Annotated in this window: 12 protein-coding genes; 7 read left to right on the top strand and 5 right to left on the bottom strand. The window is 59.8% G+C overall.

Annotated features, from left to right (window positions below):
- Window positions 1-663: 663 nt before the first annotated feature.
- A complete protein-coding gene (locus E7738_RS02375) occupies window positions 664-2,232 on the top strand; it encodes a TerC family protein (protein ID WP_264442787.1) in 1,569 nt (522 codons plus the stop codon).
- Between the two features lie 118 nt (window positions 2,233-2,350).
- On the opposite strand, the gene asmA is transcribed toward E7738_RS02375, so the two are convergent.
- The 3 genes from asmA to udk all read right to left on the bottom strand — a co-directional run bounded on the left by asmA (window position 2,351) and on the right by udk (window position 5,550).
- Window positions 2,351-4,150 carry an outer membrane assembly protein AsmA gene (gene asmA, locus E7738_RS02370; RefSeq protein ID WP_394516055.1) on the bottom strand — a complete coding sequence of 600 codons (1,800 nt, stop codon included), beginning with the start codon at window positions 4,148-4,150 and terminating at the stop codon, window positions 2,351-2,353.
- A 59-nt stretch (window positions 4,151-4,209) separates the two neighbouring features.
- Entirely contained in the window at window positions 4,210-4,791 is a 582-nt protein-coding gene (gene dcd / locus E7738_RS02365; protein ID WP_021509321.1) for a dCTP deaminase, read from the bottom strand.
- Between the two features lie 120 nt (window positions 4,792-4,911).
- Window positions 4,912-5,550, bottom strand: coding sequence for a uridine kinase (udk, locus tag E7738_RS02360; protein ID WP_010615887.1), 639 nt, complete (start codon window positions 5,548-5,550; stop codon window positions 4,912-4,914).
- A gap of 229 nt (window positions 5,551-5,779) precedes the next feature.
- Here udk and E7738_RS02355 point away from each other — a divergent pair, with 229 nt between their 5' ends.
- From E7738_RS02355 to yegD, 3 genes are all read left to right on the top strand, one after another.
- Window positions 5,780-6,391 (top strand): phosphatase PAP2 family protein, encoded by a 612-nt coding sequence (locus E7738_RS02355; protein WP_125309714.1) that lies wholly within the window; start codon window positions 5,780-5,782, stop codon window positions 6,389-6,391.
- A gap of 343 nt (window positions 6,392-6,734) precedes the next feature.
- Window positions 6,735-9,299: a diguanylate cyclase gene (locus E7738_RS02350; RefSeq protein ID WP_394516054.1), complete on the top strand. Its 2,565-nt coding sequence runs from the start codon at window positions 6,735-6,737 to the stop codon at window positions 9,297-9,299.
- A gap of 75 nt (window positions 9,300-9,374) precedes the next feature.
- Window positions 9,375-10,727 (top strand): molecular chaperone, encoded by a 1,353-nt coding sequence (gene yegD / locus E7738_RS02345; RefSeq protein WP_021509318.1) that lies wholly within the window; start codon window positions 9,375-9,377, stop codon window positions 10,725-10,727.
- A gap of 115 nt (window positions 10,728-10,842) precedes the next feature.
- Here yegD and E7738_RS02340 read toward each other — a convergent pair whose 3' ends face one another.
- Window positions 10,843-12,177, bottom strand: a complete 1,335-nt coding sequence (locus E7738_RS02340; RefSeq protein WP_021509317.1) for a carbohydrate porin — start codon at window positions 12,175-12,177, stop codon at window positions 10,843-10,845.
- Between the two features lie 221 nt (window positions 12,178-12,398).
- Entirely contained in the window at window positions 12,399-13,361 is a 963-nt protein-coding gene (locus tag E7738_RS02335; protein WP_021509316.1) for an aldo/keto reductase, read from the bottom strand.
- A gap of 240 nt (window positions 13,362-13,601) precedes the next feature.
- Here E7738_RS02335 and E7738_RS02330 point away from each other — a divergent pair, with 240 nt between their 5' ends.
- The 3 genes from E7738_RS02330 to mdtC are packed head-to-tail and all read left to right on the top strand — an operon-like array spanning window position 13,602 to window position 21,024.
- A complete protein-coding gene (locus E7738_RS02330) occupies window positions 13,602-14,831 on the top strand; it encodes an MdtA/MuxA family multidrug efflux RND transporter periplasmic adaptor subunit (protein ID WP_394516053.1) in 1,230 nt (409 codons plus the stop codon).
- Window positions 14,831-17,953: an MdtB/MuxB family multidrug efflux RND transporter permease subunit gene (locus E7738_RS02325; RefSeq protein WP_267412197.1), complete on the top strand. Its 3,123-nt coding sequence runs from the start codon at window positions 14,831-14,833 to the stop codon at window positions 17,951-17,953. The genes E7738_RS02330 and E7738_RS02325 overlap by 1 nt, the downstream gene beginning before the upstream one ends.
- Complete coding sequence (gene mdtC / locus E7738_RS02320) at window positions 17,950-21,024, top strand: multidrug efflux RND transporter permease subunit MdtC (RefSeq protein ID WP_241798297.1); 3,075 nt, start codon at window positions 17,950-17,952, stop codon at window positions 21,022-21,024. Before E7738_RS02325 ends, mdtC begins: the two co-directional genes overlap by 4 nt.
- Window positions 21,025-21,047 lie beyond the last annotated feature (23 nt).

The raw sequence follows: 21,047 nt of genomic DNA, 5'->3' as shown, positions 1-21,047 counted from the left end.
TTCCAGTTAAGCAAGAAAATTGTGATAAATACCAACAGATTAGTCTGACTTCCTTTTGCCGCAAGGCCAGACAATTCTTAACCTGTGAAAACCACGTCAGGCACGCTACCGCCCTTGGCTGTCGCTGCCAATACCGCTTACAACACCCTATTTTTTGTCCGCGCTTTGTCGCCACGCCGGGAAATACCCGCCTTAACCCGTGCACGATCACAATTCACAACATTAAGAAGCTAAACAGCGCGCTATTAACAACATTGGCGCAGACATTTACTAACACGTTGCTATACTAGTTATTACTGGCTTGTTTACAAGTAGGCCCCGTCTTCCCTGCACTATTTTAGGAAAAAGACTACCAGCCATAAGTATTGATGCCAGCCCCGCCAGGCAATTTCACGCCAAAATTCAGAATAATTCGATACCCGCCTTCAGATTAGTCGCATTAAAAACGTACGCTTTTGCCGCTGGATAAGAATAAATAGTGGTCTTCATCCACACAGGATGTTTATCCATACTTTTCACTTATCGCCCGGCTGAACAAGGTAAGATTAATCCTAATAAGCGGCCAGCCCGCGACATCCGCGCGGCCGGGGCGTATTTGTACCCTGTCTGACGATTAACTATCATCAGACTAAGCTCATTTTTAGACATTATGGTGATGAAAGTATGTGGGAGTGGATCATCGATCCGTCGCTCTGGGCAGGATTAGTCACGCTAATCGTTCTTGAGCTGGTGCTGGGTATTGATAACCTGGTTTTCATTGCCATTTTGGTGGAAAAGCTGCCGCCGACGCTGCGCGACCGCGCGCGAGTGTTCGGTCTGCTGCTGGCGCTGGTATCACGGCTGGTGCTGCTGGCGTCGCTGTCGTGGCTGGTTACGCTGACCCAACCGCTGTTCACCCTCTTCCAGCACAGCTTCAGCGCACGCGACCTGCTGCTGCTGGGCGGCGGTATCTTCCTGTTGTTTAAAGCCACCACCGAACTGAACGCCCGGCTGGAGGGCAGCGACGAGGAATCGGGTCAAAATAACAGCGGTGCTAAATTCTGGCCGGTGGTGGCGCAAATCGTGGTGCTGGACGCCATCTTTTCACTTGATGCCGTCATTACCGCCGTCGGTATGGTCAACGACCTGCCGGTGATGATGATCGCCGTGACCATCGCCATCCTGTTAATGCTGCTGGCCAGCAAGCCGCTGACGCGCTTCGTTAACGGCCATCCTACCATTGTGATTCTCTGCCTGAGCTTTCTGCTGATGATCGGCTTTAGTCTGGTGGCAGAGGGTTTCGGCTTCGTCATCCCGAAAGGCTATCTGTACGCGGCCATTGGCTTCTCGATTGTGATTGAGATTTTTAATCAGCTGGCGCTGTTTAATCGCCGCCGTTTTCTTACCGCCGGACGGCCGCTGCGCCAGCGCACTGCCGAAGCCGTGCTGCGCATTCTGCGCGGTGAAGCGCAGCGCGCCGATCTGGATGCCGACACGGCATCGCTGCTGAGTGATAACCAGGGCGCAGCGCTGTTTAACCGTCAGGAGCGGCGCATGATCATGCGCGTGCTGGGTCTGGGTCAGCGCCAGATCAACAGCATCATGACGTCACGCCATGACGTCGAGCATATTGATTTGAGCGAAGACCCGCAGTCGATCATGGATAAACTCGACCGCAACCAGCATACGCGCCTGCTAATCACCGAACAGGGACGCGAGCCGCTGGGCGTGGTGCATGTGATCGATCTGCTGCATCAGTCGCTGCATAGTAAATCGCTGGATTTGCGTGCGCTGATCCGCCAGCCGCTGGTGTTTCCCGAGCGCGTCACCCTGCTGCAGGCGCTGGAGCAGTTTCGCCATGCGCGCACCCATTTTGCCTTTGTGGTGGATGAGTTTGGTTCGGTGGAAGGCGTGGTGACGCTGAGCGACGTGATGGAGACCATCGCCGGCAACCTGCCCAATGAAGGGGAAGAGATTGATGCCCGTTACGATATTCAGCCCGCAGAGCATGGCGGCTGGATCGCCAACGGCCATATGCCGCTGGAAGATTTAGCGCTGTACGTGGCGCTGCCGCTCGACGAGAGGCGCAATTACCATACACTGGCGGGATTGCTGATGGATAGCCTGCAGCACGTGCCGGCCGAAGGTGAGGAGTTGCGCGTCGGGGATTATCTGCTGCGCACCCTGCAGGTGGAGAACCATCGGGTGCAAAAAGTCGAGATTGTGCCGGTCGCGCCCGCACCGTCTATTTAACCCGGTGCCGGGGCGTGATTTATCGCGTGTTGCTTAGCTGGTCGCCATAAATGGCGACCCTACACGGAAAGCATCGGTTTTTTGTAGGGTGCGCATTCATGCGCACCGGCATCGGGTTTTATTGCCGCGGTGCAGACTTCTGGCTATCCAGCCACTGATTGAGGCGCGTTTTGGCTTCGCCCTGTAACTGCTGGCGCACCACGTCATCCACCGGCAGCGAATACTGCAGATTGCCCCAGCTGCCGTACATGCGCAGCGGAATCGGCTGGCCGTTGAGGACTTTCGCCAGCCGGTCGTCGCCCTGCCAGCCGCGCAGAATCATATTAATGGTGACATCCAGCTGCTGCTTCACCACATCCACGTTGCCGTGGGTTTGCAGCGCCAGCCGGCTACTGCCGCCCTGCAGATCCGGCAGCGTGACGTTGCCCTGCTTCAGGCTGATGCGACCGCTTAACTGTTCAATTCCCTGATCATCCGGCTGATCGTTACTGACGCGATTGCTGACGCGCGCCACGGCGCGGCGCACCATCTGCTGCAGATTCAGCTGCGCCAGCTGCAGATTAGTGGCTTCCAGTTCTGCATTGCCCTGCCAGTTCTGTTTCGCCTCCGCCACGCTCAGCCCGGCACCGCTGATGTCGCCCTTGAGCGAGACCGTGCCCTGCAGCGAAGCCGGCAGTTCCAGCGCTTTAAGCAGCGGCGCGATGGCAATGCTGCTCAGCTCCGGCTGAAACGCCACCTGCGTGACCGGCTGACGGATATCCACCGAGCCGGGAATGGAAAAGTGGCCGTCACCAAATTTGCCCTGCAGCTTGTTGAGCGTCAGCAGTCCGCGCTGATTGCGGGCGTCAATTTGCAGATTGCTGAGCGTCAGACCGCGCCACACGCTGCTGTCAGCGTCAAGCGTCAGCTGTAAATCCATACTGTTGAGCGGCGAGTCGGCGTTACTGTGCGCGCGCGGCTCAGCGATCACCGGCGTGCGCATCACGTTAGCCTGCTGTGTGGTGCTGTTATCGCTGGCGGGCGCGCTGGCCATCAGGTTATCCAGATTGAGCGAGGTCGCGTGCAGCGCGAGGTTGAGCTGCTGCGGCAGGGCCAGCCGGCCCTCAGCGCTGCCGTCGAGGGCGCTGTCGTTCGCGGTTAACTGCAGCTTGTTCAGCGCAAACTGCTGCTGGTCGCCATCCCACTGCGCCTGCCCGCTCAGCGTCCCTTTAATGCCCTGCGGCGGCAGGTTAGCGCCGTCCAGCGTGTACTCCAGTTCATCCAGCTGGCCGCTGATACGGTGCGGATAGTGCGCCACGTCCATCTGCCCTTTCAGGTTCAGGCTGAGATTGCGCTGATTGCGCGACACGCGTGTCGCCAGCTCAACGCTGGCCTGCCGGTTATCGTCCTGATTCAGATTGAGGTTGAGATCGCGGAAGTTGTACTCGTCACCGCCCGGCTGCTGCCAGATGAGCAGGCTATCGGCGATGCGCAGTTTACTGATGTTAAAGGTCCAGCCGTTGCTGGCGGCGATGGCCGGTTCACTGTCGCCCGGCTCAATCGGCGCGCCCTGCGGTTTCTGCACCGCGCTGTCCGGCGTAGCGCGAATAATCGCGTTTTTCAGCATCACCTGACTGACGCTCAGCTGATGCGACAGCAGCGGCCACAGATTGACGTCCAGACGCATATTATCGGCGGTCACCATCGGCTGGCTGGCGCCGGGCGCGGTCAGGCTCATGCGGCCCGCCAGAATGCTGAGCTGCGGCCAGACGTGCCAGCGCAGGTCGCCGCTCACTTCAAGCTGATAACCACTGCGCTGTTTTACCTGCTGTACCATATAGGTACGAAAGTCGTTGGGATTGACCAGCAACACCAGTGCCGTCATGCCCGCTACGACCACCACTAACAGGATGGCCAGCGTGGTTATCAGTCTTCTCATTGCATCCTCATCACCGTCAGATTTCAGGCCGCTGGCGCGAAATCACTCCAGGAGAAACGTTAGTCTTTATCAATACGGCTGGCGTCAGCGCCCTGCTGCCCGCGATATTTGGCGTCTTCGCGGCGATTGTAAGGACGCGCCGCCGGTCCGGACAGCGGTTCAAAGCTCAGTGCGCCAATCAGCATGCCGGGACGCAGCGCCAGCGGCAGCTTACCGGAGTTGTAAAACTCCAGCACGATACGGCCCTGCCAGCCCGGATCGATGCGGTGCGCGGTAACGTGCACCATCAGCCCGAGGCGCGCCAGCGACGAACGGCCATCCAGCCAACCCACCAGATCGTCGGGGATGGTGACGGATTCCAGCGTCACCGCCAGCGCCAGTTCACCCGGATGCAGAAAGAACGCTTCGCCTTCCGGCAGCACAATCTCATCGCTCATCACGCGATCCAGCGCCGCGCTCACTTCATGCTTTGGACCACTCAAATCTATAAACGGTGCGGTGTGGCCGCTAAAGGTACGGAACTGGTTACCGAGGCGCACATCCACGGTAGCACCGTTGATGCGCTCAACCGGCGGACGGGGATCGATGGCCAGCTTGCCGCTGTCCAGCCAGCTTTCAATATCGCGATCGCATAATCTCATCGCAGAAACTCCATGATTTAAGTGTAGCGAAAGGTGGTCAGGTTGTGACAAACCGTTCGCGTCACGTCCATCCGGACGCACGGTGTCCCGTTCCGGTCACGCTGAACCGGACGGGCGTCGTCAAAGATACTGGTTAATTTTGGCCTTGAGGATATCAATGGCGATGCGGTTTTTGCCACCGCGCGGCACAATGATGTCGGCATACTGCTTGGAAGGCTCAATAAACTGCAGGAACATCGGGCGCACGGTCTTTTGGTACTGGCTCATCACCGAGTCCATTGAGCGCCCGCGCTCGTTGACGTCGCGCTTCATACGGCGCATCAGGCAGATATCCAGCGGGGTATCAACGAAGATCGAGAAGTTAAGCTCCTGGCGCAGCCGTGCATCGGTCAGCAGCAGAATCCCTTCCAGAATAATCACTTTCTTCGGCTTCAGATGAATACACTCATCGGTGCGGGTGTGCTCAACGTAGCTGTAAACCGGCAGGTCGATATCTTCGCCGGCCTTCAGTGCGCGCAGATGCTGCAGCAGCAAATCGTGGTCCATCGCGCTCGGATGGTCGTAGTTGGTTTTCACCCTCTCTTCCATGGTGAGGTGGCTTTGATCTTTATAGTAGGCATCTTCGGGGATCACACCGATATGCTCGTCACCGACCTGGTCACGGATTTCACGATAGAGCGTGCTGGCAATAAGACTTTTTCCGGATGCGGATGCACCTGCAATGCCAACGATCACGCACTGATGAGACTTGTCAGTCATACTTTTTTAAGACCTGATAACTGGAGCCGGTTTCTGTCTGCACAAAAACAGGCCGATTGAGAGGGTTAGTTGGCGGCAATTATAGGGATTTCACCGGGTTGATGCCAGTGAAAACCGGCGCGCCGCCTTTTCAGACTATCCCGTTTTGCAGCCAGCGGCTTAATCGATACACTGTTTCTCTGCCCGCCGTATGACTGGCGGGAGCCCGATAGTCGTTGCAAGGAAAAGTATGAGCTGGAGAACCCTGACCTATTTCGGCGACAGTATGTTGCTGATCCCCACTGCGGTGATCATCGCACTGGTGCTGCCGTGGAAAAGCGACAACCGTCGCACCGTCTGGTACTGGCTGCTGGCGTTTGGCCTGGCGGGCCTGCTGGTCAGCATCTCGAAAATTATGTTTCTCGGCTTCGGCATTGGCAGCGCGCGCTACAACTTCACCGGGTTCAGCGGCCATAGCGCGATGTCAGCGACGCTGTGGCCGGTGATGATGTGGCTGATTTCCGGCCGCTGGCCCACATTCTGGCGTGCCCTGACCATCGGTATCGGCTATCTGATTCCGCTGATGGTGGGATTATCGCGCCTGGTGATCCATGCGCACTCGGTAAGTGAAGTGCTGGCCGGACTGATGCTGGGCTTTACCCTGAGCAGCGCGTTCCTGCTGAGCCAGCGCCGCACCGCGCTGAAGGGTTTTACCGTGGTGCAGGTGGCGGTGGCATTTTTGATTCCGCTGTTGCTGATGGGCCACGGCCGCGTCGCCACCACCCAGCAGTTCCTCGAGCGTTTTTCCGCTGACCTCGCCGGGCTGGAAAAGCCCTTCACCCGCGCCGATTTGTTCCGCTGAGTGCGTTGGGCGGTAAAGGGTGTAAGGTCTGTCCATTACGTTTTGAACACGTTCCACAAATGATTGCACATACGGTAGCGGCGCAATTTATTGCGCGATAAATCGCGCCGCTACAAAATTGTGCAATTTGTCGTGTCCTTACCTGAATCGCTGCAGATCCAGCAGGCGCGATACTGCCAGCAGATTTCAACGGTTTTGTCGGGTGCGCATTCATGCGCACCTGGATGCAGGCCGCAAAAAAACATTTCCGCACAAAGATATCTGACAGATGTGCTAGCATGGATTAAGAGATTGACTGGCGCATTTTTCTTCGAGTAATCAATGCGCGCTGCTGGATTCGTGCATGACTCTTGAGATAGTAACCTCGCAGGATAATCCGCAAAAAAAGTGGCTCAGCGCCCTGCTGCTTTGCGCGCTGGCATTTTTACTGACGCTGTTCTGTCTGGAACTGATTGTCGTCAGCGGCCGCATTTCCCCGCTCTGGTACTCCACCGCGTTAATGACCGTCGTGGTGTTCCGCGCGCCCTCGCGACAGGTACCGCTGCTGCTGGCCAGCTGCGTGCTCGGCACGGCGCTGGCCAATCTGCTGGTGATCGGCCCGGCCCTGAGCAATGTCAAATTCGCCATCCTTAATATGGTGCAGGCCATCCTCGGCGGGCTCATGCTTCGCGCGCTGCTCGACCGCAAAGCCCCGCTCAACTCACTGGCCGACTGGATACGCTTTGCGCTGGCTGCGGGCCTGATCGCGCCGCTGCTGGGCGGCGTGGTGGCGCTGTGGATGCTGCACGTCGATGGCCATGCCTCGTTGCCGTTTTTCTCCACCTGGGTGATCTCTGAAGTGATTGGCGTGCTGGCCTTCGGTCCGGTGCTGCTGCTGTGGCCTGATAAACCGCTGCGCCAGCTGATCACGCCGGAACGTCAGCTGGAGACGCTGCTCACGCTAATCGTCACGCTGCTGGCCAGCTATCTGGCGCTGCGCTTCCTGCCGTGGCCGTTTACCTTTATCGTGGTGATTCTGTTCTGGTGCGCGGTGCGCCTGCCCAAATTCGAAGCCTTTCTGCTGTTTTTCCTCAACGCCAGCTTTATCTCGCTGCTGCTGGCGCTCGAGTGGGTCAACCTGGCGCGCAACGATCTGCTGCTCGGCCAGGTCAGCACCTGGCTGCCGTTTCTGCTGGTGCTGCTGCCGAGCCACGTAATGTCGCTGGTGATGGATGCCTTCCAGCGTGAAAAGCACCACATCAGCGAAAGCGAAACCCGCTTCCGCAACGCCATGGAGTATTCCGCCATCGGCATGGCGCTGGTATCACCGGAAGGCGGCTGGCAGCAGGTCAACCAGTCGCTGTGCCGCACGCTGGGCTTCGCGGCGGAGGAGCTGAAAAAACTCACCTTCCAGCAGATCACCCATCCGGACGATCTCAACAGCGACCTGCAACAGCTGGAGCGGCTAATCGCCGGTGAGATCCTGACCTATACCCTGGAGAAACGCTATTTCCGCAAAGATGGCGAGATCGTCTGGGCGCGCCTCACGGTCTCGATGGTGCGTGATGCGCGGCTGCAACCGCTCTACTTTATCGCGCAGATTGTGGATATCTCCGAGCTGAAGCAGAGCGAGCAGATCAACCAGCGGCTGATGGAGCGCATCACGCTGGCCAATGAAGCGGGCGGCATCGGCGTGTGGGAGTGGAACCTGCTAAACGGCGAGATGTTATGGGACAAGCGCATGTACGAGTTATTTGCGCTGGAGCCGCACCGGGTGCCGAGCTACGACCTGTGGCTGCATCTGGTCGATGTTCAGGAACGCGAAGCGGCCGCGCTCACCATTCAGCAGGCGATTGAACGCCGCAGCGCCTTCCAGCTGGAGTACCGCATCAATCTGCCGCAGGGCTTGCGCTACGTGCGCTCCGAGGCCAATAGCATCATCAGCAAGGATGGGCAGATCGAACGCATGCTGGGCATTTGTCAGGACATCACCTCGCTGCGCACGCTGAATGAAGCGCTGTTCCAGGAGAAGGAACGCATGGCCATCACCCTCGACTCGATCGGTGAAGCGGTGATTTGTACTGACGATGAGATGCGGGTGACCTTCATGAATCCGGTGGCCGAGACGCTGAGCGGCTGGCCGCAGGCGAAAGCGGCTGGCGTGGCGCTGAGCGAACTGCTGACGATTACGCGTGGCGCGCAGGGGCCGCGCGTGGAGAATCTGTTGCTGTGCAGCCTGCCCGCCAGCAAAACCACACCGGACCTGGAAGAAGAGCTGGTGTTGCATACCCCGGATGGTGCCCAGGTCGAGATTCACTACAGCATCACGCCGCTGAAAACCCTGACCGGCAGCGACATTGGTGCCGTAATGGTCATTCATGACGTCAGCGAGTCGCGCCGCATGATGAAACGCCTGAGCTACAGCGCCTCTCACGATATGCTGACGCGTTTGCCGAACCGTCACAGCTTTGAACAGCAGCTGAAGCGACTGGTGAATGACGCCGCCGCGCATCACAGCGAGCACGTGCTGGTGTTTATCGATCTGGATAAGTTTAAAGCGGTCAACGATACCGCCGGCCATGCCGCTGGCGATGCGCTGCTGCGCGCACTGGCCGATCTCATGCAACAGCACCTGCGCAATAGCGATGTGCTGGCGCGCCTCGGCGGTGACGAATTTGGCCTGCTGCTGCCCTACAGCAATGTTGACCAGGTGCGCGAGGTGGTGCAGGGCATCGTCAGCGCGGTGCATGACTTTACCTTTATCTGGCAGGACCGGCCGTATCACGTCGGCGCCAGCGCCGGTATCACGCAAATCGATCAGCATAACTGCATCAGCAATGTGGTGATGTCGCAGGCCGATGTCGCCTGTTACAGCGCCAAACACGCCGGGCGCGGCCAGTATCAGGTTTACCAGGAAGTTCAGGGATAAACTGCGGCGCTGCCCATTGCCAGCCCGCGTTGGCTGCGCTAAAGTCGCCCCCTTTTTTCTGGCATGGGGGATACAATGTTTATCGGATTCGACTACGGCACGGCTAACTGTTCCATCGCAGTAACGGATAGCGGCACACCGCGGTTACTGACACTGGAAAACGGTCAGCGCCTGCTTCCCTCCATGATTTGCGCGCCCACGCGCGAAGCCATCAGTGAATGGCTGCACCGCCACCATCAGGTCCCCACGCCAGACAGCGAAAGCACCGCGCTGCTGCAGCGCGCGCTGCGTTATAACCGCGAAGAGGATATCGAGGTAACGCCTGCCAGCGTACAGTTTGGTCTGACCGCGCTGCAGCACTATATGGTTGATCCGGAAGAGGTGTGGTTCGTCAAATCGCCGAAGTCGTTCCTCGGCGCCAGCGGCCTGAAACCCCAGCAGATCGCCTTCTTTGAAGATCTGGTGTGCGCCATGATGCTGCACATTCGCCAGCAGGGTGAAACCCAGCTCGATCAACCGATTGATCAGGCGGTGATTGGCCGGCCAATCAACTTCCAGGGGCTGGGCGGTGAAGACGCCAACCAGCAGGCGCAGGGCATTCTGCTGCGTGCCGCACAGCGTGCCGGGTTCCGCGACGTCGAGTTTCAGTTCGAGCCGGTTGCCGCCGGTCTGGAGTTTGAAGCCACGCTGCAGCAGGAGACACGCGTGCTGGTGGTGGATATCGGTGGCGGGACCACCGACTGCTCCATGCTGCTGATGGGTCCGCAGTGGCGTAATCAGTCCGATCGCCGTGCCAGCCTGCTTGGCCACAGCGGCTGCCGCGTCGGCGGTAACGATCTCGATATTATGCTGGCGTTCAAAACGCTGATGCCGCTGCTCGGTCTGGGCGGTAACACGCTGAAGGGCACTGCCCTGCCCGCCCTGCCGTGGTGGAACGCGGTGGCGATTAACGATGTGCCGGCACAAAGCGACTTCTACTCGGCCGCCAGCGGTAAGCTGCTGCGCGATCTGGTGCGTGATGCCGAACAGGGCGATAAAGTCGCGCATCTGCTGAAAGTTTGGCAGCAGAAGCTGAGCTACCGGCTGGTGCGCGCGGCGGAAGAGAGCAAGATTGCGCTCTCCGATCAGCGCGAGACCGCGGCCTCGCTGGCGTTTATTGCGCAAACGCTGCAGGCGGAGATCAGCGCCGCGCAGCTGGAAGAAGCGATTAACCAGCCGCTGGCGCGCATTCTTGAGCAGGTGCAGCTGGCGCTGGCCAGTTGTGACACCCGTCCGGAGGTGATTTACCTCACCGGCGGCAGTGCCCGTTCGCCGATCCTGCGCGCCGCGCTGCAGCAGGCGCTGCCCGACACGCCCATCGCCAGCGGCGATGATTTCGGTTCGGTCACCGCCGGCCTGGCACGCTGGGCGGAAGTGATGTTCAGATAATTCCCTCTCCCGCTTGCGGGAGAGGGTTAGGGTGAGGGCCAGACAGCTCCGTGCGATTTTCCCCTCACCCTGCCCTCTCCCAAAGGGAGAGGGAAAAGTCACACATTCTGCCAGATTAGAAATTCACGTTCGCACTGATTCCACCCACAAACGCATCTTTCACTTCGCTCACCGCACCCGGTGCCACCACGTATTGCAGGTTTGGACGCAGCTGCAGCCATTTGGTCAGCTGCGCATTGTAATAAACCTCGTAGTTGTACTCGGAACCATCCTGAATCGGCAGATAAGTTGGGCTGTCGAAATCAGTTTCGCCGTTGGCATCATTCTGCTGACGCAGCGAACGGGTATACGCGCTGTTGACGTGAATACGCGCCGCGCCGACGCCAATCTCATCCTGCGGACGCGCATCAAACGGCCCTTTCCAGGTAAAGCTGATCGACTGATAGTTGTCGGTTTTCGAGGTTTTGTGATCGTTCATCACCGCCTGCACCGTTACGCCAAGACCCCGGCTGGCATCGCCGCCCTGCGCGGTCAGCTGCTGCTGTAACAGCACGTAGCCGCCGTAGGCGTGATCCTTGCTCTGATAAGCGCCATCGCGCCAGCTGCCGTAGTTATCGCCGTTGGCCGACGAGTAGTAGTAACCAATGCGGTAGTTACCCGGCAGGTTGGCCGGCCCGAAGGTCGGCTTCCAGCCCAGTTCCACCGGCACCAGGTTGCCTTCGGAGTTGCTGGTATCCAGACGGAAACCGTCACCGCGATCGTAGTTGGCACTGTTCTGGTTGTAGAAGCCCACCTGGAAGAACACTTCCGGCGTGAAGTTTACCTTCACGCGCCCGCCCCACTGGGAAACCGGCCAGTTAAACCAGCGGTCGCCGCGCCAGTTACCCGCCTGGCCGCTGCCGAATGCAAGGTTCTGGAACTTGCTGTCAAAGTTGTCGAAATCTTCCCCGACGGTAACGCGACCGGCTTTCAGGTTGACGGTGTTATCAAACAGCCCTTTGCTGAGCCAGAACTGCGTCAGACGCCAGGTCTGGCCACGTCCGTACACTTCCTGCACCGATGACAGCATGCCGGTACGGCGGTCTGCCACCTGATCGGAGATATTGCGACCGTTACGGTCGGTAATGGTCATCTGGAACTGCGCATCCTGCCAGTCGAGCAGTTTTTGCAGGTCAAGATTCAGGCCAAACGCCCACTGATCGCTGTAGCGCATCGAGGTGTTGGTATCGGCACCGCCGCCCAGGTTCGAGGCACTTTCCATGGTGTAGTTAACGTCGAACTTCACGCCGTCGTTTTCCAGCTGCGTTCGGTTACCGCCCCAGTCGCCAAACATATAGGGAGAATCGTAGCTGAACGCATCGGCTGCCACCGCCGACGCACTCAACATGGCAAACATCAGGGTGCCCGCTGCCAGGCGAGGCATATGCTGCACTGCTTTTTTTCTGTTCATGATGATTATTCTTCTGTGAATTTCCGGAGAGGAACGGGCAGAGAATAATGCTGAGGTTATGTCAGTTTTTGCAAATCTGTGCGCAGTGAGTGCAAAGGTGACAGTGACTTAACGCAATTGTGACAGCGATCGATGAATGGATATGTTCTGGAGGAAAAAGGCATTTTTTGCGTGGCGAAAAAATTATTACGTGACGGGACGCCGCAGCGTCCCGCTTCGCGTTACGGCTTGCTGGCGCTGGCCAGCTCTTCAATCTCCTGCTTGCTGAGCTCCAGCTCGGTGGCTTTCACCAGCTCATCCAGCTGCTGCAGCGAGGTGGCACTGACAATCGGTGCCGTGATGCTAGGTCGCGCAATCTGCCACGCCAGCGCCACCTGGGTAGCAGAGGCATCGTGCGAGGCCGCGACATCTTCCAGCGCTTCAATGATGCGCTTACCGCGATCGTTGAGGTATTTTTCTACAATGCCCTGGCCGCGCGCGCTTTTGCTGGCGTCTTCCGGCTTTTTGTATTTCCCGCTCAGGAAACCGCTGGCCAGCGAGTAGTAGTTAATCACGCCGAGACCGTTTTTCACCGCCACCTGCTCCAGTCCGCTTTCATACTCCTGGCGATCGTACAGGTTGTACTCCGGCTGCAGGGTTTCATAGCGCGCCAGTCCCTCCTGCTTACTGATGTCGAGCGCTTCCTGCAGGCGCTGCGCGCTGTAGTTGGACGCACCGATTGCCCGCACTTTCCCCTCTTTGATCAGCGAGTCGAAGGCTTTCAGCGTCTCCACCAGCGGCGTGCTGTCGTCATCACGGTGCGCCTGGTAGAGATCGATGACATCCGTCTGCAGGCGGCGCAGCGAATCTTCCACGGCCTGGCGGATATAGGCCGGTTTCAGCCCGGTTTTCTCCGGCGTCAGCTCCATGCCTACCTTGGTGGCGAGCACGATACTGTCGCGCTTACCGCTTTTTTTCAGCCATTTACCGATGATGGTTTCCGATTCACCGCCGGCGTTGCCCGGCGCCCAGCGTGAGTAAACGTCTGCGGTATCAATGAAGAACAGCCCCTTTTCCACCAGCGCGTCGAGCAGTGAAAACGAGGTTTTTTCATCGACGGTCCAGCCAAAAACGTTGCCGCCAAACGTCAGCAGCGGCACGCTGATACCGCTGTCGCCCAGCTGACGGGTTTTGTGTTGACGCATGTGATCCTCCTTAGTGAAACGAGACTGGTCTGTCATTCAGCTTAGCAAAGGAAAAAGTCACGCTTATGCGTATTGCTGCCAAAATATTTACTGAATATGAATACTTAGCGTGCCCGGGGCGATATTCTTAATTCCTTCAATTTTTGCCCGGCCCGGGCGACTACAATCATTTCGTTTGCGCCGCGGTTCGTTTGCGCGCGCATGTGGGGAAAACGAAACCGCCGGAGAGCACACAGAGCAATGAACAAACGATTAAAAACAGGCCTGATTAGCGTGGTGGTACTGGCTGCGCTGGCGGGCGCTTACTACTGGTGGCAGCATCCGGCCGAGCCAGCACAGGCTAACCAGGCTGATGGTCAGCCGCATCACGGACGCGGTGGCAACAACAGCGGCGGACGCCGTCCGCTGGCACCGGTGCAGGCCGCAACGGCGACCACCGAAAGCGTGCCCTATTACCTCAGCGGACTTGGCACCGTCACCGCGGCCAATACCGTTACGGTGCGCAGTCGGGTCGATGGCCAGCTGATGGCGCTGCACTTCACGGAAGGTCAGCAGGTGGAGGCCGGCGCGCTGCTGGCAGAAATCGATCCCCGCCCATGGCAGGTAGCGCTCACCCAGGCGCAGGGCCAGCTGGCCAAAGATCAGGCGACGCTGGCTAACGCGCGCCGCGACCTCAGCCGTTATGAAAAGCTGGCGAAAACCTCGCTGGTGTCGCAGCAGGAGCTGGATACCCAGCGCTCGCTGGTCAGTGAAACCCTCGGCACCATCAAAGCCGACGAAGGCAATGTGGCCAGCGCGCAGCTCAATCTGACCTACAGCCGCATCACCGCGCCGATTGCCGGACGCGTCGGGCTGAAGCAGGTGGATGTCGGCAACTACATTACCGCCGGCGATACCAATGGTCTGGTGGTGATCACCCAGACGCACCCGATTGACGTGGTGTTCAGCGTTGCCGAGAACAATATCAGCCAGATCCTGAAAGCCCAGAAAAGCGGCCAGCCGCTGCCGGTTGAAGCCTGGGATCGCAGCAATAAAACCCTGCTGACCACGGGTGCGCTGCTGAGCATTGATAACCAGATCGATGTCACCACCGGCACCATTAAACTCAAGGCGCGCTTCAGCAATCAGGACGACGCCCTGTTTCCCAATCAGTTTGTTAATGCCCGGCTGAAGGTGGATACGCTGCAAAACGCGGTGGTGATCCCGACTGCCGCGCTGCAAATGAGCAACGACGGCCACTTTGTCTGGGTGGTGAACAGCGATAACAAAGTGAGTAAGAAACGCGTCACCGCCGGGCTGCAGGATAGCCAGAAAGTGGTGATTGATGCCGGGCTGCAGGCCGGTCAGCGCGTGGTCACTGACGGTCTCGACCGCCTGACCGAAGGCGCCACGGTGGAGATTGTCGCCGCACAGAGTACCACCACGCACAGCACGCGCGCGGCGCAACCGGCTCGCGGAGAACGTCAATAATGCAGGTGATGCCTCCCGACGCCAGCGGCGGCCCGTCACGCCAGTTTATTCTGCGCCCGGTGGCCACCACGCTGCTGATGATCGCGATTTTGCTGGCCGGCGTGCTGGGCTATCGCTTCCTGCCAGTTTCCGCGCTGCCGGAAGTCGATTACCCGACCATTCAGGTCGTCACGCTCTATCCCGGCGCCAGCCCGGATGTGGTGACCTCGTCGATTACCGCGCCGCTCGAGCGCCAGTTCGGGCAGATGTCCGGCCTGAAGCAAATGGCGTCGCAAAGCTCCGGCGGTGCCTCGGTGATTACGCTGCAGTTCCAGCTGACGCTGGCGCTCGACGTTGCCGAACAGGAAGTGCAGGCGGCGATCAACTCTGCCACTAACCTGCTGCCTAACGATCTGCCGAATCCGCCGGTGTACAACAAAGTCAATCCGGCCGATCCGCCAATCATGACGCTGGCCGTTACCACCACCAGCATGCCGCTGACGCAGGTGCAGGACATGGTGGAAACGCGGGTGGCGCAGAAGATTTCCCAGGTCTCCGGCGTCGGTCTGGTCACGCTCTCCGGCGGCCAGCGTCCGGCAGTGCGGGTGAAGATGAACGCACAGGCGCTGGCGGCCCTCGGCCTCACCAGCGAGACGGTGCGCACCGCCATCAGCAACGCCAACGTCAATTCGGCGAAAGGCAGCCTTGATGGTCCAACGCGCTCCATCACGCTGTCGGCCAATGACCAGATGACCTCCGCGGAGGATTACCGCAAGCTGATCGTCAGCTACAGCAACGGCGCGCCGGTGCGGCTGGGCGACGTCGCCACGGTTGAACAGGGCGCAGAAAACAGCTGGCTGGGCGCCTGGGCCAACCGTCAGCCGGCGATTGTGCTGAACGTGCAGCGCCAGCCGGGCGCCAATATTATCGCTACCGCTGACAGCATCCGCGCGCTGCTGCCGTCGCTGACCGCCACGCTGCCGAAGTCGGTTGACGTCAAACTGCTCACCGATCGCACCACCAACATTCGCGCCTCGGTAGCGGATACCCAGCATGAGCTGATGCTGGCCATCGGGCTGGTGGTGATGATCATCTATCTGTTTCTGCGTAATGTCCCGGCCACCATTATTCCGGCGGTCGCGGTGCCGCTGTCGCTGGTCGGCACCTTTGCCGCCATGTATTTTCTCGGCTTTTCGATCAATAACCTGACGCTGATGGCGCTGACCATCGCCACCGGCTTTGTGGTCGATGACGCCATCGTGGTAATCGAGAACATCTCGCGCTACATCGAAAAAGGCGAAAAGCCGATGACCGCCGCGCTGAAAGGTGCCGGTGAGATTGGCTTCACCATTATCTCCCTCACCTTCTCGCTGATCGCGGTGCTGATTCCGCTGCTGTTCATGGGCGATGTGATTGGCCGTTTGTTCCGTGAGTTCGCCGTGACGCTGGCGGTGGCGATTCTGATCTCGGCGGTGGTCTCACTGACGCTGACGCCGATGATGTGCGCGCGCATGCTGAGCGCCGAATCGCTGCGCAGGCAGAACCGCTTCTCCCGCGCCAGCGAGGCGATGTTCGATAAGGTGATTGCCGGCTATGGCCGCTGGCTGACGCGCGTGCTGCGCCATCCGTGGCTGACGCTGTCGGTGGCGCTTGGCACGCTGCTGCTGACGGTGCTGCTGTGGGTGGTGATTCCGAAGGGCTTCTTCCCGCAGCAGGACAACGGCATCATTCAGGGCACGCTGCAGGCGCCGCAGTCGGTCTCTTACGCCAGTATGGCGCAGCGCACCCGCGACGTGGCGTCGATCATTATGAAAGATCCGGCGGTGCAGAGCCTGACCTCGTTCGTCGGCGTGGATGGCACCAACGCGGCGCTCAACAGCGCGCGGCTGCAAATCAACCTGAAACCGCTGGACCAGCGTGACGATCGTATTCCGGCAGTGCAGCAGCGGCTGCAGCAGGCGATCGATCGCCTGCCCGGCGTGTCGCTGTGGCTGCAGCCGGTACAGGATCTGACCATTGATACCCAGGCGAGCCGCACGCCATACCAGTTTACCCTGCAGTCGGGTTCGCTGGAGTCGCTGGGCAGCTGGGTGCCGAAACTGCTGGCACAGCTCAACACCTTGCCACAGCTGCGCAATGTCAGCAGCGACTGGCAGGATCAGGGGCTGGAAGCCTTTGTACGCGTCGATCGCGACAGCGCCAGCCGGCTCGGCATCAGCATGGCCGACATTGATAACGCGCTGTACAACGCCTTTGGTCAGCGCCTGATCTCAACGATTTACACTCAGGCCAATCAGTATCGCGTGGTGCTGGAGCAGGACAACACGCAAACCCCCGGTCTCGCCAGCCTCGACGCGATTCGCCTGAACAGCAGCGACGGCGGCAGCGTGCCGCTCAGCGCCATCGCGCAAGTCGAAGAGCGCCACGCTGCGCTGAGCATTAATCATCTCGACCAGTTCCCGTCGGCCACCTTCTCGTTTGACGTGGCGCACGGCTACTCGCTCGGCGATGCGCTGCAGGCGATCACCACGGCGGAAGATCAGGTCGGCATGCCGGCAGAGATGATGACGCAGTTCCAGGGCAGCACGCTGGCGTTTGAAGCGGCGCTGACCAGCACCATCTGGCTGATCGTCGCGGCGGTAGTGGCGATGTATATCGTGCTCGGCGTGCTGTATGAGAGCTTCATCCACCCGATTACCATTCTGTCGACGCTGCCCACCGCCGGCGTTGGCGCGCTGCTGGCGCTGATGCTGAGCGGCAACGAACTGGATATCATCGCCATCATCGGCATCATTTTGCTGATCGGTATCGTGAAGAAGAACGCCATCATGATGATCGACTTCGCGCTGGCCGCCGAGCGTGAACAGGGCATGGCGCCGCGTGAGGCGATCTATCAGGCCTGTCTGCTGCGCTTCCGGCCGATTCTGATGACCACGCTGGCGGCGCTGCTTGGCGCGCTGCCGCTGATGCTCAGCACCGGCGTCGGCGCGGAACTGCGTCGTCCGCTCGGCATCGCCATGGTCGGTGGCCTGGTATTGAGCCAGGTGCTGACGCTGTTTACCACTCCGGTGATCTATCTGCTGTTTGATCGCCTTGCCCACGCCACGCGCCGGCGTCTGAAAGGCACGGAGGCGCAGTCGTGAAGTTTTTCGCCCTGTTTATCCATCGGCCGGTTGCCACCACGCTGCTGACGCTGGCGATTGCGCTGGCGGGCATTCTTGGCTTCCGTATGCTGCCGGTGGCGCCGCTGCCGCAGCTGGATTTCCCGGTGATTCTGATTTCGGCCTCGCTGCCCGGCGCGTCGCCGGAAACCATGGCGGCCTCGGTCGCCACGCCGCTTGAGCGCTCGCTGGGGCGCATTGCCGGCGTCAGTGAAATGACCTCCACCAGCTCGCTGGGCAGCACGCGCATCATTCTGGTGTTTGATTTCGACCGCGACATCAACGGCGCGGCGCGCGACGTGCAGGCGGCGATCAATGCCGCCCAGAGCCTGCTACCGACCGGCATGCCTAATCGTCCAACCTACCGCAAAGCCAACCCGTCCGATGCGCCAATCATGATCCTCACCATGACCTCGGACATTTATAATCCCGGTCAGCTGTATGATTACGCGTCGACGCAACTGGCGCAGAAACTGTCGCAGATTGATGGCGTCGGTGATGTCACGGTAGGCGGCAGTTCGCTGCCGGCGGTGCGCGTCGACCTCAATCCGCAGGCGCTGTTTAATCAGGGCGTGTCGCTGGATGCGGTGCGCACCGCCATCAGCAACGCCAACCAGCGCCGTCCGCAGGGCGCCATCGACGATACCCAGCAGCGCTGGCAGGTACGGACCAACGATGAGCTGCAAACCGCCAGCGTCTACCAGCCGCTGGTGGTGCACTACAACAACGGCGCGGCGGTACGGCTGAGCGATGTGGCGAACGTGCAGGATTCGGTGCAGGATGTGCGCAACGCCGGGATGACCAACGGCAAACCGGCGGTGCTGCTGGTGGTGCGCAAGTCGCCGGACGCCAACATCATTGATACCGTCGACCGCATCCGGGCGGAAATGCCGGAGCTGCATGAGGTGATCCCGGCGGCTATCGACCTGCAAATCGCCCAGGACCGCTCGCCCACTATCCGCGCCTCGCTGCACGAAGTGGAGCAGTCGCTGGTGATCGCCGTGGCGCTGGTAATTCTGGTGGTGTTTTTCTTCCTGCGCGACGGCCGCGCCACGCTAATTCCGGCGGCGGCGGTACCGGTATCGCTGATTGGTACCTTCGCCGCCATGTACCTGTGCGGCTTCAGCCTGAATAACCTATCGCTGATGGCGCTGACCATCGCCACCGGCTTTGTGGTGGATGACGCCATTGTGGTGCTGGAGAACATCGCGCGCCACGTCGAAGCCGGCATGAAGCCGCTGCAGGCGGCACTCACTGGGGTGCGCGAGGTGGGCTTTACCGTGCTGTCGATGAGCCTGTCGCTGATTGCGGTGTTCCTGCCGCTGCTGATGATTGGCGGCATTATTGGTCGCTTCTTCTCGGAGTTTGCCATCACGCTGTCGGTGGCGATTCTCATCTCGCTGTTTATCTCCATTACCCTGACGCCGATGATGTGCGCGTATCTGCTGAAACCGCAGGCGAAGCGCAGCCAGCCGCGCACGCGTGGTTTTGGCCGCGTGCTGCTGGCAGTGCAGCAGGGCTATGCGCGCTCGCTCGGCTGGGTGCTGAACCACGCGATCTGGGTGCTGTTGCTGTTGCTCGGCACCGTCGGGCTGACCATCTGGCTGTTTATCACCATCCCCAAAACCTTTATGCCCGAGCAGGATACCGGCCGTCTCAACGGCTTTATCTCCGCCGATCAGAGCATTTCGTTCCAGGCGATGCGCGGTAAGCTGCAGGATTTCATGAACATCATCAAGGCTGACCCGGCGGTCGATAACGTCACCGGCTTCACCGGCGGCTCGCGCACCAACAGCGGCTCGATGTTTGTGTCACTCAAGCCGCTGTCAGAACGCAGCGAAAGCGCGCAGGAAGTGATCGCCCGCCTGCGCGTGAAGCTGGCGAAAGAACCGGGTGCCAACCTGTACCTCAATGCGGTGCAGGATATTCGCGTCGGCGGACGCGAATCGAACGCCAGCTATCAGTACAGCCTGCTGTCGGATAACCTCGCCGATTTACGTGAGTGGGAGCCGAAAATCCGCCAGGCGTTCGCCGCGCTGCCAGAGCTGGCCGATGTGAACTCGGATCAGCAGGACAACGGCAGCGAAATGGCGCTGACTTACGATCGCGAAAGCATGGCGCGCCTCGGCATCGACGTGTCGGCGGCCAATGCGCTGCTGAATAACGCCTTCGGCCAGCGGCAAATCTCCACCATCTACCAGCCACTGAATCAGTACAAAGTGGTGATGGAAGTGGATCCGCGCTATACCCAGGATGTCAGCGCGCTGGATCAGATGTTCGTGATCAACAGCGACGGCAAAGCGATTCCGCTGAGCTGGTTTGCCAAATGGCAGCCGGCCAACGCGCCGCTGTCGGTCAACCATCAGGGGCTGTCGGCGGCCTCGACCATCTCGTTTAACCTGCCGGAAGGGGTCTCGCTGTCGCAGGCGTCAGAGGCCATTGACCGCACCATTACGGCGATTGGCGTGCCGTCCAGCGTGCGCGGCAGCTTCGCCGGCACCGCGCAGGTATTTCAGGATTCGCAATCGAACCAGCTGTGGCTGATGCTGGCGGCGATTGCCGCGGTGTATATCGTGCTCGGCATTCTGTATGAGAGCTACGTGCATCCCCTGACGATTCTCTCTACCCTGCCCTCGGCGGGCGTCGGCGCGCTGCTGGCGCTGCAGCTGTTTAATACGCCGTTCAGCCTGATTGCGCTAATCGGCATCCTGCTGCTGATCGGTATCGTGAAAAAGAACGCCATCATGATGGTGGATTTCGCGCTGGAGGCGGAGCGCAACGGCAACCTGTCGGCGCGCGACGCCATTTTCCAGGCGTGCCAGCTGCGTTTCCGCCCGATTCTGATGACCACGCTGGCGGCGCTGTTTGGTGCGCTGCCGCTGGTGCTGACCAGCGGGGACGGCGCGGAGCTGCGCCAGCCGCTGGGCATCACCATTGCCGGTGGGCTGGTGATGAGCCAGCTGCTGACGCTGTACACCACACCGGTGGTGTACCTGATGATGGATAAACTGCGCCGGCGGAAAAAGCAGCCGCGGTTGATAACGGAGCCATAACGTCATACCTGCACTAAGCGTAG

The organism is Pantoea sp. SGAir0430, assembly GCF_043549295.1.
Note: the sequence above shows the minus strand (reverse complement) of the source record. Positions and strands in the feature narration are given on the sequence as shown.